This is a genomic window from Pseudoalteromonas sp. 1181_04, from assembly GCF_052850545.1.
The window spans coordinates 159,398-175,385 of record NZ_VXCS01000010.1 but is presented as its reverse complement, the minus strand read 5'-3'; the positions used below and the strand labels follow the sequence as shown (position 1 = coordinate 175,385).

Annotated in this window: 15 protein-coding genes; 7 read left to right on the top strand and 8 right to left on the bottom strand. The window is 40.1% G+C overall.

The genetic code is table 11. The annotated features are described in order from the left end of the window. The first annotated feature begins 26 nt into the window (after positions 1–26). The 6 genes from FW757_RS10420 to FW757_RS10395 all read left to right on the top strand — a co-directional run bounded on the left by FW757_RS10420 (position 27) and on the right by FW757_RS10395 (position 5,986). Positions 27–1,250: an RtcB family protein gene (locus FW757_RS10420; RefSeq protein WP_182785185.1), complete on the top strand. Its 1,224-nt coding sequence runs from the start codon at positions 27–29 to the stop codon at positions 1,248–1,250. A gap of 10 nt (positions 1,251–1,260) precedes the next feature. Then, the gene (rtcA, locus tag FW757_RS10415) at positions 1,261–2,310 is read left to right on the top strand and encodes an RNA 3'-terminal phosphate cyclase (RefSeq protein ID WP_182785184.1); all 1,050 of its coding nucleotides are present in this window, start codon (positions 1,261–1,263) and stop codon (positions 2,308–2,310) included. A 28-nt stretch (positions 2,311–2,338) separates the two neighbouring features. Beyond that, positions 2,339–3,607, top strand: coding sequence for a multifunctional CCA addition/repair protein (locus FW757_RS10410; protein ID WP_182785183.1), 1,269 nt, complete (start codon positions 2,339–2,341; stop codon positions 3,605–3,607). Further along, a complete protein-coding gene (locus FW757_RS10405) occupies positions 3,594–4,412 on the top strand; it encodes a nucleotidyltransferase domain-containing protein (protein ID WP_182732045.1) in 819 nt (272 codons plus the stop codon). The genes FW757_RS10410 and FW757_RS10405 overlap by 14 nt, the downstream gene beginning before the upstream one ends. A gap of 49 nt (positions 4,413–4,461) precedes the next feature. Continuing rightward, positions 4,462–5,052, top strand: coding sequence for a TrmH family RNA methyltransferase (locus FW757_RS10400; protein ID WP_149982672.1), 591 nt, complete (start codon positions 4,462–4,464; stop codon positions 5,050–5,052). 94 nt (positions 5,053–5,146) lie between these two features. Continuing rightward, positions 5,147–5,986, top strand: coding sequence for a hypothetical protein (locus FW757_RS10395; protein WP_064668610.1), 840 nt, complete (start codon positions 5,147–5,149; stop codon positions 5,984–5,986). A gap of 37 nt (positions 5,987–6,023) precedes the next feature. Here the strand turns inward: FW757_RS10395 and FW757_RS10390 are convergent, their stop codons facing one another. From FW757_RS10390 to FW757_RS10360, 7 genes are all read right to left on the bottom strand, one after another. Further along, entirely contained in the window at positions 6,024–7,289 is a 1,266-nt protein-coding gene (locus tag FW757_RS10390) for an AAA family ATPase (protein WP_182794247.1), read from the bottom strand. A gap of 1 nt (position 7,290) precedes the next feature. After that, positions 7,291–7,935, bottom strand: a complete 645-nt coding sequence (locus tag FW757_RS10385; protein ID WP_446441190.1) for an RNA ligase family protein — start codon at positions 7,933–7,935, stop codon at positions 7,291–7,293. 151 nt (positions 7,936–8,086) lie between these two features. Continuing rightward, complete coding sequence (locus FW757_RS10380) at positions 8,087–8,416, bottom strand: low molecular weight protein tyrosine phosphatase family protein (protein WP_446441189.1); 330 nt, start codon at positions 8,414–8,416, stop codon at positions 8,087–8,089. Position 8,417: 1 nt separating this feature from the next. Next, the gene (gene prfH / locus FW757_RS10375) at positions 8,418–9,068 is read right to left on the bottom strand and encodes a peptide chain release factor H (RefSeq protein WP_446441188.1); all 651 of its coding nucleotides are present in this window, start codon (positions 9,066–9,068) and stop codon (positions 8,418–8,420) included. A 2-nt stretch (positions 9,069–9,070) separates the two neighbouring features. Further along, positions 9,071–10,255, bottom strand: coding sequence for an RNA ligase RtcB family protein (locus tag FW757_RS10370; RefSeq protein WP_182831094.1), 1,185 nt, complete (start codon positions 10,253–10,255; stop codon positions 9,071–9,073). Positions 10,256–10,829: 574 nt separating this feature from the next. Beyond that, positions 10,830–11,480 carry a hypothetical protein gene (locus tag FW757_RS10365; protein WP_182794245.1) on the bottom strand — a complete coding sequence of 217 codons (651 nt, stop codon included), beginning with the start codon at positions 11,478–11,480 and terminating at the stop codon, positions 10,830–10,832. Between the two features lie 255 nt (positions 11,481–11,735). Then, positions 11,736–12,920 carry an NAD(P)/FAD-dependent oxidoreductase gene (locus FW757_RS10360; RefSeq protein ID WP_145238710.1) on the bottom strand — a complete coding sequence of 395 codons (1,185 nt, stop codon included), beginning with the start codon at positions 12,918–12,920 and terminating at the stop codon, positions 11,736–11,738. Positions 12,921–13,244: 324 nt separating this feature from the next. On the opposite strand from FW757_RS10360, the gene FW757_RS10355 reads away from it, so the two are divergent. Then, positions 13,245–15,371, top strand: a complete 2,127-nt coding sequence (locus FW757_RS10355; protein ID WP_182831093.1) for a S8 family peptidase — start codon at positions 13,245–13,247, stop codon at positions 15,369–15,371. A gap of 108 nt (positions 15,372–15,479) precedes the next feature. On the opposite strand, the gene FW757_RS10350 is transcribed toward FW757_RS10355, so the two are convergent. Further along, positions 15,480–15,953, bottom strand: a complete 474-nt coding sequence (locus tag FW757_RS10350) for a peroxiredoxin (RefSeq protein WP_145238704.1) — start codon at positions 15,951–15,953, stop codon at positions 15,480–15,482. Positions 15,954–15,988 lie beyond the last annotated feature (35 nt).

Sequence of the window (15,988 nt, the reverse complement as noted above, 5' to 3'; positions counted from 1 at the left end):
AATGAAAAGAATTGAGGAAAACAAGAATGTGTAAAAATTATAACGTAATCGAAAACCAAGGTAGTGTACCAATTAAAGCGTGGACCAAAGGCGTCCCTTTTGAAGAGCAAGCTCAACAACAGCTAAACAATATTGCACGTATGCCCTTAGTGCATTCTCATATTGCCGTGATGCCAGACGTGCATTTAGGTAAAGGCGCAACCATTGGCAGTGTTATACCATCAGTAAATGCGGTTATTCCCGCCGCAGTGGGTGTTGATATTGGCTGTGGAATGGTCGCCACTAAAACAACTTTAACAGCAAGCCAACTACCTGATAACTTGTTGGCGATTAGACATGCTTTTGAGTCAGCAGTCCCGCATGGCAGAACTAGCAATAGAAGCAAAGCAGATAGAGGTGCATGGCATAACATACCCGATATAGTTGCGGGTGAGTGGCTAAAATTACAGGCGCGGTTTGAACTTATTTGTGAAAAACACCCTGCAATAAAAAAGAGCAATCACGTTAACCATTTAGGTACAATGGGGACAGGCAATCACTTTTTAGAGCTGTGTTTAGATGAGCACGATATTGTATGGATCATGCTGCACTCTGGCAGCCGTGGCGTGGGTAACCGTATTGGGACGTATTTTATTGAGTTAGCCAAAAAAGAAATGCAGCGCCATCAAGTCAATCTACCCGATATGGATTTAGCCTATCTTGAAGAAGGCAGTGACTTTTTTGATGATTACGTTGAAGCGGTTGAATGGGCACAAGACTTTGCCGCCAAAAACCGCGAAATTATGATGTTTAATGCCATAGCGGCATTAAGTAAGCAAATACCTGTAGCGTTCTCAACCCATGAACTTGCAGTAAATTGCCACCATAATTATATTTCGCGTGAGCATCACTTTGGTAAAGACTGCTTTGTAACACGTAAAGGGGCTGTTAGAGCCGAAAAAGGGGAAATGGGTATTATCCCAGGTAATATGGGCGCGCGCTCTTTTATTGTTCGTGGTTTAGGAAACCCTGAAAGCTTCAATAGTTGTAGCCATGGTGCAGGCCGGGTTATGTCTAGAACAAAAGCCAAGAAGGTGTACAGCGTTGAAGATCAAATTGCCGCTACACAAGGCGTAGAGTGCAGAAAAGATGCCGCTGTTATTGATGAGATCCCTCATGCATACAAAGATATTGAAAAAGTAATGGCAGCACAAAAAGACTTGGTTGAAGTGGTATATACCTTAAAACAAATAGTTTGTGTAAAAGGATAAAGATAATTATATGACCACAGAACTTATAAAAATAGATGGCTCACAAGGTGAAGGCGGCGGCCAAGTATTAAGAACCGCTCTAACACTCTCTATTTTGACCCAGCAAAATATTGAACTTTACAATATTAGAGCAGGTAGAAACAAAACAGGGCTATTACGTCAACACCTGACATGTGTTTTGGCGGCACAAGAGATTTGTGGTGCCAGTATTGAAGGCGTTGAACTTGGCTCAACGCATATTCGCTTTTCGCCGGGCAAAATAAAAGCCGGTAACTTTAATTTTGCCATTGGTAGCGCAGGCAGCACCGTATTGGTATGCCAAACAATTTTACCTGTATTGGCACTGGCACCAAACAGCTCAACCGTCACGTTTGAAGGCGGCACACATAATGGAATGTCACCTTCTTTGTGCTTTTTAGAACAGTCATTTTTGCCCATACTGAAACGCATGGGTGTTGATTGCCAGATTAAAACAACAGCACTCGGATTTTATCCTGCAGGCGGTGGAAAGTGGCAAATAAGCGTTCAACCAACAACAAAGCTTAAGCCAATTAAGTTAACTACTGCTGGTGCTCAATTTGCTGAACAAACGAGTAATTGCTCTTTAACGGCACTAGTAAGCTCACTGCCACCAAGCATAGGGCAGCGCGAAATTAACACAGCTAAAAAAGTACTCAATTGGCACGATGCACCAAGCCTTATGCAAAACGTGATCACCCCTGGCCCGGGTAACAGTTTTCAATTAGGTATTGATAGTGAAACGCATCGTTCTGTTTTTGAAGTGACGGGAGAAAAAGGGTTATCAGCGCAAAATGTAGCAAAACGTGCAGCAGGCAGAGTCAATGTATTTATTCAATCTCAAGCGGCGGTTGAAGAGTACTTAGCCGATCAACTATTACTCCCCATTGCACTGGCAGGAAGCGGCAGCTTTACAACAACTAAACCTAGCTTGCATACAATAACGAATATAAATGTTATTAAACACATATTAGGAAAAGAGATACAGTTAAAGCAATTAACACAGTGCCTGTGGCATGTTTCACTAGCACAAGACACTTAAGCAGGATTAAAAATACAGCGGTAAAGTAATGAATAATAAACTTAAAAAAGTCTACTTAGTCGGCGGAGCAGTGAGAGACTCATTACTAGGCCATCAGTCAAAAGACAAAGATTATGTTGTAGTAGGCGAGACACCTGCCACCTTAATCGCATTAGATTATCAGCCTGTTGGCAGTGATTTCCCGGTTTTTTTGCACCCAAAAACCAAAGACGAATACGCATTAGCCCGTACTGAACGAAAAAATGGCAAAGGCTATACTGGCTTTACAGTGGATGCCAGCACTTCGGTGACTTTAGAAGAAGATTTAGCTCGGCGGGATTTAACCATTAATTCAATGGCGATGGATGATCAAGGCAATATTATCGATCCTTTTAATGGCCAAGCTGATTTAAAAAACAAAATACTCAGGCACACTACCGCCGCTTTTGCAGAGGATCCCGTACGCGTGTTACGGATTGCACGTTTTCTTGCCCGTTTTGGTGAGCAATGGTCAATACACCCAGACACTCAAGCGCTTATGAACAAACTAAAAGAAAGCGGCGAACTTGCGCACTTAGTACCCGAACGTGTATGGAATGAGACCGAAAAAGCATTGAGCGAGAAACACCCGCAGTTATTTTTTCAAGCGCTTAATGGTTTAGGGCTATTTCCTGAAATTGAAGCGATGCAAGGTATCCCTCAACCTAAAAACCACCACCCTGAAGGGGATGTTTACATTCACACCATGCTGGTACTAAAGCGAGCTGCTGATTTAGGTTTTGATATTGAAACACGCTTTGCCGCCCTCACCCACGACTTTGGCAAAGCCTATTGCTATCAGCAGTATGGGAATTTACTTGGTCATGAGCAAAGAGGTATTAAGGTAATTAATGAATTTTGCGAACGCTTAAAAGTACCGAATAAATTAAAAGCGCTGGCAGTTTTAACAAGTGATAACCACACCCGCTGTCACACATTATTTGAGCTAACACCTAAAAAAGTACACAAACTCATTGTTGAAAAAATGAATGCGCTTGAACATCCACACCGTTTTTTACAGTTTCTTCAAGCGTGTTTATGTGATGCGCAAGGTAGGGGCGAAGACTTTGTAAATAAAGACTATCCACAATTCCAATTAGCGCAGTCACTATTAAATGCATTAAAGCAACTCGACAGAAAAGCCATAGTACAACAAGCAATTTCAAGAGGTAAAAGCGGCCCGCTAATTGGTGCAGCAATGCGAGAAGCGGAAATAAATTGTTTACGCGATTGCCTAACCGAATTAAAAAATAAAGAGTTACACCATGAAAATAAATAACCAAGAAAATACGGTAGATCAGCGCATCAACAAAGATATTCACACTGAAATACTACGCAGAATAAAAGCCGCAGAAGCTGAGCACAATGTTAAGGTACTTTACGCGATAGAGTCAGGTAGCAGAGCGTGGGGGTTTGAATCTCCTAACAGCGATTACGACGTGCGATTTATTTACGCGCACCCAACAGACTGGTATTTAGCAGTAAACCTTGAAGATAAACGCGACGTGATTGAATACCCAATCGTCGATGAAATAGATATAAACGGCTGGGATATTCGCAAAGCCCTAAAATTATTTTATAAATCTAACCCCGCGTTTATCGAGTGGCTACAATCACCCATTGTGTATGTAGATGACCACCACTTTGCAACAAAAGCGCGCGAATTACTGCCACTTATCGCGTCATCAACACGAGGAATTTATCACTACTTGCATATGGCTAAAGGCAATTTCCGTGAATATCTTAAAAAAGAGCAAGTCCCCCTGAAAAAGTATTTCTATGTTTTAAGGCCTTTATTAGCAATTATGTGGCTTGAAAAATATAACGAGCCGGCACCTATCGAATTCGATACTTTACGTAAGTTAGTAGCGGACAATACCCAGCTTAATCAGGCAATATCGGCACTGCTGGCATCAAAACGCGTCAGTTTAGAGAAAGAGTATATTAAAAGTGTGCCAGTGATTAATGAGTTTATTGAGTCAGAACTAGCGAGACACGAAAACTACACATCAAAATTTGAAACAAGAGACGTCGATTTTGAAGAATTAAATCAATTTTTTGTTGAAGTGCTTGAGTCCAACTAAGTATTACTCAAAGTAAATAAACATTAGACTCATTTAGGAGAACTGAGATATGAATGATTCAAAGAGTACTATTCGCCAAAGAGCAGATGAAATTAAAGCATACCAATGTAAAAATTTAATCGCGGTTCTAGAAAATCCTATGGATATTAAAAATATAGGCGCAGTCATTCGTAATGCAAATGCGCTTGGTGTTGAAAAGATTTATGTTGTTGATTCTCGACATTCTTTGTCTGATGACTGGGAAGAATTAAGAGGGCGAAAATCACTATCCAGAATCTCTGTCTCAGCTTCAAAGTGGACTTTTGTTAAACGCTTTAATAGTACAGAAGAATGCTTTGCGCATCTGCAAAAAAATAGGTTTGTATCAGTAATAACCTCTCCACACATTAAGGGTAAACTAAATCAAATCCTTCATGAGGCGGATTATACTCAACCGAAGTTAGCTGTATGGTTTGGTAACGAATCACGAGGTGTAAGTGATACAGTTGTAGATAACAGTGAGTTTTGTATTTCAATTCCCATGTTCGGTATGATTGAGAGCCTAAATTTAGCAACGACTACCGGCATAGTTCTTTATGAAATCACAAAGCAGCGCCGCGAATATCAAGCTAAATATAAACGGGCCCATAGAAAACCCTAGCAATGTCTAAATCGTAATTTCTATTGATAATAAAAAGTTAAATGGTAAATTGGTTTATCTTAAAAAACTTTCTTTAGCACCTAGCTAAATTAAAATGAAAATTTATCCTTTATTCGGTATTGGCAATATTACTTTCGGTATGAGTCAAATAGACGTTCAATCAATTATTGGTAAACCAAAACAAACAAAAAAACAGACTGCTAAAGAAGATGATTCCATACATGAAGTTTGGTGTTATGACACACTAGGTTTACAGCTTGAATTCGATTCATTCTATGAATTTAGGCTAAATCGTATAAAAATCACATCTAGCGACTTTTGTATTTATGGTGAGCCGCTTATTGGGTTACCAGAGGAAAAGCTTGTTGGGCTATTGCCAAAAGTAATATTAGATAGTGAATACAATGGTTATAAACAATACACCGTTTCGGATCTTAAATTAGAGGTTATTTTAGAGGATAAAGTTGTTCGTGAAACTACTTTAGAGCCGGATCCCAACGTAGAGTTTTTGAAGTATTGTTCAAAAAGTTTACAGCGTAGATTTACTTGCCAACGCATATTAAAAAACGATGTAAGACGTCACGAAAGAATAATAGCCGCTGGGCTTTACGTTATTGAAAAAGGCTTAACTGATTCTACTAGCCTTGGATTTTTACCATCGGATATAGAATGGTTTTTAGGAAGTTATCTTTCAATTAACCCTAAAACTAGGGATCTTTGGTGTGATGGAGTTGAACTGAATAAACTAGACTTCGTCACTAAAAATACAGCATCGATATATGCTACTGCTGATATTTTATCTTCAATTGATAATAGTGCTTATGACACATGTGAACTTCAAGGTTACATCACTATCTCCTCTAATGGTAAAAAGCTAAAAAACTATAACTTAAAATTAAAAAGACGAGAAAATGTCATCACTATAAATAAGTAGGCTAGTATTTCCAGCCTACTTTATTCAATAAATTAATTTAATAAAAAAAGGAGCCGTATTCAGACAAAATTACTCCTTTTCCGCCAATAATAAGCATTCTGTGACCTTCAGTAACTGAAGGCCACTCAAACTTATTTAACTGACTAGTAATAACGTCATCACCCACATTATGCTTTCTACTTTTGTTTTGACTACGTAGTGTGCTTTCTTTAACTTGCAGAGCAACAATCGTAATTAAAGCGCCGTAATTTAGCCCAAGATCACAAATAATTTGTCTAAAGTCTTTACGAAAATTGGTCGCATCCCAAACAATATTTTGCTTATTTGCTAATGCCGTTTTTAATCGTGATTTAGCTAACTGTAACATCTGCCCTCGATTTTTTTGGCAGTGCCTTTTCCCATTAAGCTCTTCACGAATATCATCTAATGAAACAACTTCAAATCCTGTTAAGTTTTGTGCAATCCAAGTAGATTTACCACTGCCGCTAATGCCACACATCACATAAAGATGGCTGTACTCTAAAGCACCTTGATAATTTTTCGCTAGGGCTTCTTCAACCATACTAATTTGACCATTTGCCAGCTGACGAATAGCATAGCCATTTAAATACGCTTGTTCTGCACGTGAAGATTTGACCTGAATAGGTTTTAAAATTGAGTGGGTTGCCTTAATCTCGTCCCACAATTTATACTCTTGCGCAAACATTTTAAACTGCTCCAACAAATCAATTTGTTGCGCTAGATCTGTGCATGTTCGCCCTTTCATATCAGCTAATTCAAGCCAATAAAGTAACTCTAAGTTGGCATTTAAAGAAAGGTGCAGGTAATCACTGTAACTTTGATTTTTAATCACCAAACGTTTTGGCATTTGATGAAAACCCACTAATCCAATAATGCTATTAATTGCTTTATACCCAAGGGGTAACTCAAGTAACTTAGTCGCTAAATAATTTGCACCTGCCTCCTCATGTTTTGGCGCAACTACACGTTCAACTCCCTCTATCAGCTTGCGTTTTGTAGTGATTGGCTTAGCAATATCATGCAATAAAGCAGATAAGATCAATACCTGCCTTTGAGCGCCTTTTATATGTTCAGCATCATTGACTAGTATTTCATACAATTGACTCAACACCATATCAGTATGAATGGCAACATCACCTTCAGCATGCCAGATACTGTCTTGCTCAGTGTCAGCAAACTGATACAGTAAAGGGAACACATCTCCCAAATACTCTACACACTCAGCAAAATCTGGTGAATGATTTAAAGCTAAACTGTCTAACCAAGTGGCTAATTTTTTCATCTTAGCCTCCCTTGTTTGTATTTTTAGTGCTTAACCCATTAGGGATCACGTCAGCATGCATCCAATGCTTATCGGTGATCACATGGTTGCTTCTCACCCACTTCGCGACACTTTCTTTGAACTGTGAATAATGAAAGCCATCAGCAAGCCTAACCACATAGCCTTCTTGGTATTGAGTATCCAATACTATGTCTTTTATTGTTTTTTCGCACCATAAGCCAACATACAACTCTTTTGGAGTGATCAGCCCTAATTGTGCAAAAAACTGTTTGCTGTCTTGCCAACTTAAGCATTCGTTGTTTTCGTTCCATAGCGAAAATGCCATAAAATAACTAGCTAATGATTCATAGCTAATCGAATGCCTTGCATATAGGTTTTCGCCACAGATACGCCATCCTTGCGGAATTTTGTAGCCTAGCTCCGCTTGCAACGCTTTTACCCATGTTCTTGATGGGTGAAAGCGACTATCAATCGAACGAGCATGTACAAAGTCACTGTAAATAGTCGTATTTTCGCCATCCATTTTTTCAGTAACAACAACTTGCTTATTTGCAAAGCAGCTTAAATTACCTTGGTGTATATCATCATCTGTTGCACCCGGTGACCAAGGTAAATGTGGGGTGCGAGGGTATTTAATTTTCATCATGTAATTCCAATTTTAAATATTATGATTGACTGTTAAATTCAATTTCTAATAGTTATAAGCACCGTATGACTGCCCTTTCAATACTGAAAAGACAAAAGTTAAACATGCAGTGCTGAGATGGAATTACATTGCTCTACCCTCTTACTTCAATTTACATTAGCGCTAAATAGCTGCCAACGCTTTGTTTTATAATACTTACTAACTCGTTATCCATATATTGGTATTCATCAGCAATATCTAATACTTGAATATCTTTATACGTTAATAAATCTCCAAATTGCGCTTTAAGTCTATTTTTGTGTTTTTGCTCCATAACAAATATGACATCAGCCCACTGCATCATTTTGGCATTTGCCGTTTTCTTTGCATTAGGGCTGGTGCCTGCTGAGCTAACAGCGAGCTCTGGGTGATTTTTCCATACTTGCTCACCCGTTGGGCTGCGCCATTGATTGCGACTACAAATGAAAAGTACATTTGTCACTTTATGCTCCTTCATTAACTGAGCAGTCATGTTTTAAAGCAAATTTTTCACCAGTAAATGTTTTTACAGGATTATCGCGCTCAACTTCCCAGTGCTGTTGCCAACGTACTGTTTCTTGCTGAGTCATTTTATCCAACGCTAGTTGCTCTAGCTTTTGAAACAACAGCACTCTCGCTAAACGCTTATTGGCATGTTGACTGCGCTCACTCTCAACACGTACCGAAATACCCGTTGCTGTGTGGGTGGCTCTGACCGCTGAATCAGTGGTATTAACATGTTGACCGCCAGCGCCAGACGCGCGACATGTTTGAAAAGTTACGCCTTTATCAAGCTTACTTTCATCAATATCGAACAGTTGCCCGCTAAAAAACCAGTTTTTACGTTTATGCTTAGGCCGATACTGACTTTGACATACCCACAACATAGTACCTTGCCATGACTGAGCTAATTGCTTAGCCGCGCTATTGGCTGTTGAATCAAGTTGCAATAAAACCGACTTTAAACATTCTCGTTCGGTTGCGCTAATAGCCTCAACAATCTCGAGTTCTATGCCTTGTGCGAGGCATTGTTTTTTAATCATTTTTAACGCTAAACTTACAGCTTTACAGCACTCAATAGGTCCTTGCCCTGCTGATAATTGCAGTAATATCATGATCAACAACCTCCATTTGTTTTGAAGGTTAAAACTGGTCGTAACTTAGCGACCACCTCTATTAACCCTGCATCAACCATGTCACTTATAACCGTTTCGCACTTTTTGTATGCTTGTGGGGCTTCGTCGTATAGCAATTCTTTATTACCACAAATAACTCTGCTGCCTAACGCTGTACGATATAAATCTTCGCGCTTATATTTATGACCTAATCGGCCATGGCATTCACCGCGCTGCCATTTTCGCCCCGCGCCGTGTGCAAGTGAAAATAAACTGGTATTGATACTTTCCTGCACTGTTAGATCATTACCACTTAACTCTGTAAATACAGGTTTTACAAGATAACTGTAATCGCCACGAGAGCCTGGGATCACTACATAGCCTTTATCACTCGGTGTAGCACCTTTTCTGTGTAACCAGCCATCGCAACCGTTAATATTTTTAGCCGATACTAAATTATGGTTAATATCTAAGGTACACTCACCATTGGCTCGTATAGCCTCTAAAAACAGCTTAGCGATCAACTCACGATTAAGCTCTGCAAAGCGCACCGCTTCATCATGCTTGCTCATGTAATCTTTAAAGTCAGCTTCACTTTCACATAATCCATCATGATTATGGCCCGCTATATGTTCAACCAATATCGATTGCCCTAAACCTCGCGAGCCTGAATGAACCAATAATTGAAGATGCTTTTTACTTAGCCCTAACTCATCTAAAGCACTTTGATTGTATATCTCATCAATCGCTTGAAACTCGGCAAAATGATTACCTCCACCAATGGTACCCAAGGCACTATCATAACCCTTGGTAGTAATATTTTTTGCCGCTTTGCTACTTTCTATGATTGAGGACCAGCTTTCGTCGAGTGGCAGCTCAATATCTGTAAATTTTTTGGCTAGTTTATCTAGATTTACTTTTGCTACTTTTGCTGTGGTTTGCCACAGCGCCATACCACAGCCAATATCGTTACCCACTAATGCAGGGTAAATTTTGTTGGTAGTGAAAAATGCAGCCCCGATAGGATACCCTCTACCTGGGTGTAAATCAGGCATGCCCGCAACGCGTTGCATACCATTTAGCTCTGATGTTTTGATCAGTTGCTGTATTGCCAGCCCTTCAATCCACGTATTTTTAGACGCAATAAGGCTCACATGTTCAGAAATTTTTTGGACGGATTTGCCCATAATACCAATTCCTTTTTCTTTATTAGAAAAATAGGATTAAAACGAAATTCGAATTGGCAGGTCTGGATCTATTTTGAAATCAAACGAAAGGAACGCGTTTAAACGCAATGCTTACCTAAATGTACTTAATATATAAATACGTAGCTAAGTAACCAGTCTCTTATCGGATAAGACCTGCAAAGGATGTTGATGTAAATGTCATAGTATTTTCTCCTTCACAGTTAGTTGATGAACCCAACACTTAGGATAAGTGCTGAATAATTGAACGAGCGCATATTAATCAGTTTTTGAACATAAAGCAAACAAAAATTATGGCGTGTTTTATGTGTTGCTATGTTTTATATCTGTGTAGTTATACGAGAGCTGTAAAACGAAGAGGTTCAGCAGTACAAACATAATAAAATAACTGTTCACTAATTAGCAGGAAACTTTGTGATTAAGTCAGGGACGATGGTGAGGTAAGGGTATAGGTTCTTCTTTGAGCTGAATTGGTTAACCCCATTTTTGTCAAAATAGCTGTCTTAACAAAAATTGCGCCTGTCCTTTTTTATTTCTAATGACTTCCGCACAGTAGTCACTTTTTATCTAACCATTTGTTCATTGCTTGATCGTAGGCGTCGGTTACTTTTGTTTTAGCACAAGTGGTGCCTACTAAATAACTATCTGGTAGGTCACTTTTTGGCATTACACCAGCTCCTATCGATACCTTTTTAAAGCAGTTATCTCCGAGGCGATAGATAGTTAATTGCATGCTTTGCTTTTCAACTTTTAATGGGTCTATGCTGGTTTGCTGGTGCTCCTTTGGCACAGTAATACGCAGTGGTTGTGCTAAAGCTTGTGACGTTGGAGGTGTTGATGGGAATGTATTTTGCTGTTGCTTTAGTATGCTCTTTAAACCTAATTTAAGGTCTATTTTTTTATAGCTGTTAGAGTCTGTTTGTGCCTTGGGCGTTACAGGCTTTATTGTTTTTTTAATTTTTACAATCGTGTTTGCAGCAGGAATAATTGGTTTTTCAAGCTTTTTCAACAGCGTGGCTTCGTCGTGCTGGTTGCTCTTCTTTTCTATTGTAGGCAATGACTTAGGCAACACCATACTAACCATGTATGCTTTAATTGGGGGAGTATCTATCGCTACAAATTTTGGGGTTTTAACACTCATTAATATTGAAAAAATTATCCCGTGGAGCAGTAATGAAATAATAAAAGGCCAGCGCCACGTTGTCACAATATTTGTTCCCTAAACAATAAGTGTTCCCTATAACACTAATTTAATATGACCACATAGGCGCTACAAAGTTCCTAATATTAACACTATGTTATTATTTTTCTTAGCATTGACCAAATATTCAAACTCTTGTTTGAAAATGGATGTAATAAGAATTATGCAACTGCTCATTATCAATAACCTTAAATCAGCTAGAGAAAATGAGCATGTTGTAGCATATCTCACTACGGGCAAACTTTATTGTCTCTGCACAAGCTAACAATACTGCCCTGCTGCGAAGCCGCAGCTCCACGCGTATTGAAAATTATAGCCGCCTAGCCAACCGGTTACGTCGGTTACTTCACCAATAAAGTACAGCCCTTGGGCTTTTTTCGCTTCAAAGGTTTTTGAGCTAAGTTCGTCGGTGTCTATACCGCCTAGAGTTACTTCCGCTGTGCGGTAACCTTCGGTGCCGTTGGGTTTAATTTGCCAGTTATGAATGTAATTAGCTAGCTCGTCAATTTGGCTATGGGTGAGCTGATTTACATTGCAATCTGGAATAGCTTTACTCTCATGCAGTATTTCAATAAAGCGTTTTGGCAAAATAGTCGCTAGGCTATTTTTTAATGATTTTTGTGCTTGGGTTTCTCGCCATGTTGCTAATTGCTCTGTTAAATCAAGCTCTGGTAACAGGTTTATAGTCACTGCTTGCCCTGCTCGCCAAAATGAGCTGATTTGTAATATAGCGGGGCCTGATAAACCACGGTGAGTAAATAGGATGTTTTCTTTAAAACTTGTGCCGTCTTCACTGCTGACGATACATGGCACGCTAATACCCGATAACCCTTCAAAGCGGTCCTTATCATGTTGGTGCAAGGTAAATGGTACAAGTGCTGCCATGGTCGGTAATACTTTTAAGCCAAATTGCTCAGCAATTTTATACCCTATTGGTGTTGCGCCTAGTTTTGGCATGGTTAAGCCACCAGCGGCAACAACGAGTGACTCACAGCTGTATGACTGTTGTTCTGTGATCACGAGATAGCCAGTAGCGGTTTTTTCAACGCTAAGCACTTCGTTACGCAGCGCAACATTAACACCCGCCCACTCGCACTCAGTTAGCAAAATATCAACGATATCTTGTGCGCTATTGTCGCAAAATAACTGCCCAAGGGTTTTATGGTGATACGCCAAACCGTGTCTGTCCACCAGCTCAATAAAATCATGCTGGGTATAACGGCTTAAACACGATTTTACAAAGTGTGGATTACCACATAAATAGTTTTCAGGGCTGGCGTTTTCATTGGTGAAGTTACAACGTCCGCCGCCGCTGATGAGAATTTTACGACCAGGCTTTTTGCCCATATCAAGCACTGTAACACTGCGGCCACGGTATCCTGCTTGTGCTGCACACATTAAACCTGCGGCTCCGGCACCGATCACTATTACATCTACTTGGGTCATTTGTTCATCTCATGAGGAAATTTTTGCAATTGTAGCAAATTTAAAAGTACAAACTGAGCGGTATTTCACTATTTTATTATTAACAACAAAGTCTGAAAAAATAAATGTTCACCTCGCTATTCTATAAATTAATTAATACTTTATAACCACTGTAACGGCATAATAAAAGTCATAAAATCGTATTTAGCCATATAAACATCCCGATATAACTAAAATAGAGACATTAATAATAAAACGTTATTTTAACTACTTTAACAGATCATTTACTTTTATTCCCCTTCACGACAATTCATCGTGAAGCTTAATAACAATCTAGGGATAATTATGACAACAAGAAAAACATTTAAAAAATGCGCTGTAGCGCTTACTGTGAGCGCGATATTTGCAGCGACATCAAGCATGGCAAATCCTAGCGAAGCAATGACACCATCTATTGCTGACATAACGACAAAACTACAAAGCCAAGCTCCTCTCGGTACACGTTTTATCATCAAATATAAAAATAACGCTGATGAAATGAGCACAATGTCGGCTGCTGAAACTAGCCCACAAATGATGAATAAAAAGGCCCAAGGCTTTGTTAAAAACTTTACTAGTAAAAAAGGAAAAGTTAAGGCGCAATATATCCGTGCAATGGCGTTGAGCAACCATCATGTTATGCGTGCAAATAAAAAACTAAGCGCTGACGAAGCCCAACAATATATGCAAGAAGTAATGGCTTCAGGCAATGTTGAATACATTGAAATCGACCAGATGTTAAAACCATTTGCAACGCCTAACGATCCTCGTTATGACGACCAATGGCATTACTATGAGCAAGCTGGCGGGTTAAACCTTCCAACTGCATGGGATACCGCAACAGGTAGCGGTGTAACAGTGGCAGTATTAGATACTGGTTATCGTCCACACATTGATCTTAATGCCAATATTTTACCTGGCTACGATATGATTTCGGATACATTTGTCGCAAATGACGGCGGCGCACGCGATAGTGATGCACGCGATCCAGGTGATGCAGTATCTGCCGGTGAGTGTGGTAATAATAACAGTGCACAAGGTTCAAGCTGGCACGGAACCCATGTTGCAGGTACTGTTGCAGCCGTTACGAATAATGGCGAAGGTGTTGCTGGTGTTGCTTATGATGCTAAAGTTGTTCCGGTACGCGTACTTGGTAAATGTGGTGGTTTAACATCTGATATTGCCGACGGCATTATTTGGGCTTCAGGCGGATCAGTTTCTGGCGTACCAGCTAATGCTAATCCTGCTGATGTCATCAACATGAGTTTGGGTGGCAGCGGCTCTTGTAGCTCAACAACACAAAACGCGATTAACCAAGCACGTAATAACGGCACTGTAATTGTCATTGCCGCAGGTAATGATAACGACAATGCTAACAACTATAACCCTGGTAACTGTAATGGCGTAGTAAATGTTGCATCGGTTGGTCGTAATGGTGGTCGAGCTTACTACTCAAACTATGGTACATCTATCGATGTTGCAGCACCTGGTGGTGCGCAAAGCTTTGCTAATGATTCTGAAGGTATTTTATCTACACATAACTCAGGTTCATCAAGTCCTTCAAGTGACAGCTATCATTACTCACAAGGTACATCGATGGCTGCACCTCATGTTGCTGGTGTTGCTGCTCTTATTAAACAAGCAAAGCCAACTGCAACGCCTGATGAAATTGAAAGCATATTAAAATCAAGCACTCGCTCATTCCCTGCCACATGCAATAACTGTGGTACTGGTATTGTTGACGCTGCAGCCGCAGTTGCTGCTGCAAGCGGTGGTACTACACCACCCGTTGGCGGCAATGAGTTACTTGATGGCCAAGCTCAAACGGGCCTAAGTGGCGCTGCGAGTAGTGATACTTTTTATACAATGACTGTACCAAGTGGCGCAAGTAATGTGACTTTCACTATGAGTGGCGGAACGGGTGATGCAGATTTATATGTACGCTCAGGTAGTAAACCCACTACATCAACTTATGATTGTCGTCCGTATAAAGGGGGTAACAGCGAAGAGTGCTCTATAGACAGCCCAACTGCTGGTACATATCATGTGATGGTACGTGGTTACTCGGCTTACTCAGGCGTGAGTTTAGTTGGTAATTTAACAACCTCTGGTAACACAGGTAATCCACAAGCAGGTGGTGGAACTGTATCTGATATTTCAGCTAATGCAGGGCAATGGAAACATTATACCCTTGATGTTCCAGCAGGAATGGCAAGCTTTACCGTAACAACGTCTGGTGGCTCAGGTGATGCAGATTTATTTGTTAAGTTTGGCAGCCAACCAACAGGCTCTAGCTATGATTGCCGCCCATATAAAAACGGTAACGCAGAGACATGTACGTTTAGCAATCCTCAAGCAGGAACTTGGCACATGAGTGTGAATGCTTATAAAACCTTTGCCGGTTTAACGCTTGACGCACAATACCAGCCTTAATTAGCAATAAGGCATAGGGTTTGTATTAAACTCTATGCCTATAAGTGCTATTTGCCAGTTCCCTTGGTAACTTTGGCCGAATGAAAGTTCGGCTTTTTTAGCTCTTTTTTAAAGCTTTTCAAGTACCGCTTCTGCGCGACTTACTGCAAACTCTTTATCTTGTTCAACAAATAAACCTGTGACTTGCTGATCTTCAACAATCATTGCATAACGCGTTGAGCGTACACCACCAAATGCAGCAGTGTCTTTATCTAAACCAAGTGCTTTGGTAAAGCTAGCATCGCCATCGGCAAGCATCTCGATTGCTTGAGCATTATGTTGCTCACCCCATGCTTTCATTACAAACGCATCGTTTACTGATACACAGTAAATAGCGTCAACGCCTTTGGCTTTTATTTTATCTGCTAGAGTAATAAACTCAGGTAAATGTGCATTTGAACACGTAGGTGTAAACGCGCCTGGCACTGCAAATAACACCACTTTTTTACCTGCAAAAAGTGTTTCATTGGTAAGTGTTTGCATACCGTCGTCAGTAAGCTGTGTAAGACTAACGGCTGGTAATGTTTGACCTTGAGAAATCATGATATTTCCTTTTAAAGTGATGGGTTTTGAACAAC

Excerpts from the sequence above, each read along its gene's own strand:
- FW757_RS10420 (WP_182785185.1), top strand. The coding sequence starts at position 27 with ATGTGTAAAAATTATAACGTAATCGAAAACCAAGGTAGTGTACCAATT.
- rtcA (WP_182785184.1), top strand. The coding sequence starts at position 1,261 with ATGACCACAGAACTTATAAAAATAGATGGCTCACAAGGTGAAGGCGGC.
- FW757_RS10410 (WP_182785183.1), top strand. The coding sequence starts at position 2,339 with ATGAATAATAAACTTAAAAAAGTCTACTTAGTCGGCGGAGCAGTGAGA.
- FW757_RS10405 (WP_182732045.1), top strand. The coding sequence starts at position 3,594 with ATGAAAATAAATAACCAAGAAAATACGGTAGATCAGCGCATCAACAAA.
- FW757_RS10400 (WP_149982672.1), top strand. The coding sequence starts at position 4,462 with ATGAATGATTCAAAGAGTACTATTCGCCAAAGAGCAGATGAAATTAAA.
- FW757_RS10395 (WP_064668610.1), top strand. The coding sequence starts at position 5,147 with ATGAAAATTTATCCTTTATTCGGTATTGGCAATATTACTTTCGGTATG.
- FW757_RS10390 (WP_182794247.1), bottom strand. The coding sequence starts at position 7,289 with ATGAAAAAATTAGCCACTTGGTTAGACAGTTTAGCTTTAAATCATTCA.
- FW757_RS10385 (WP_446441190.1), bottom strand. The coding sequence starts at position 7,935 with ATGATGAAAATTAAATACCCTCGCACCCCACATTTACCTTGGTCACCG.
- prfH (WP_446441188.1), bottom strand. The coding sequence starts at position 9,068 with ATGATATTACTGCAATTATCAGCAGGGCAAGGACCTATTGAGTGCTGT.
- FW757_RS10370 (WP_182831094.1), bottom strand. The coding sequence starts at position 10,255 with ATGGGCAAATCCGTCCAAAAAATTTCTGAACATGTGAGCCTTATTGCG.
- FW757_RS10360 (WP_145238710.1), bottom strand. The coding sequence starts at position 12,920 with ATGACCCAAGTAGATGTAATAGTGATCGGTGCCGGAGCCGCAGGTTTA.
- FW757_RS10355 (WP_182831093.1), top strand. The coding sequence starts at position 13,245 with ATGACAACAAGAAAAACATTTAAAAAATGCGCTGTAGCGCTTACTGTG.
- FW757_RS10350 (WP_145238704.1), bottom strand. The coding sequence starts at position 15,953 with ATGATTTCTCAAGGTCAAACATTACCAGCCGTTAGTCTTACACAGCTT.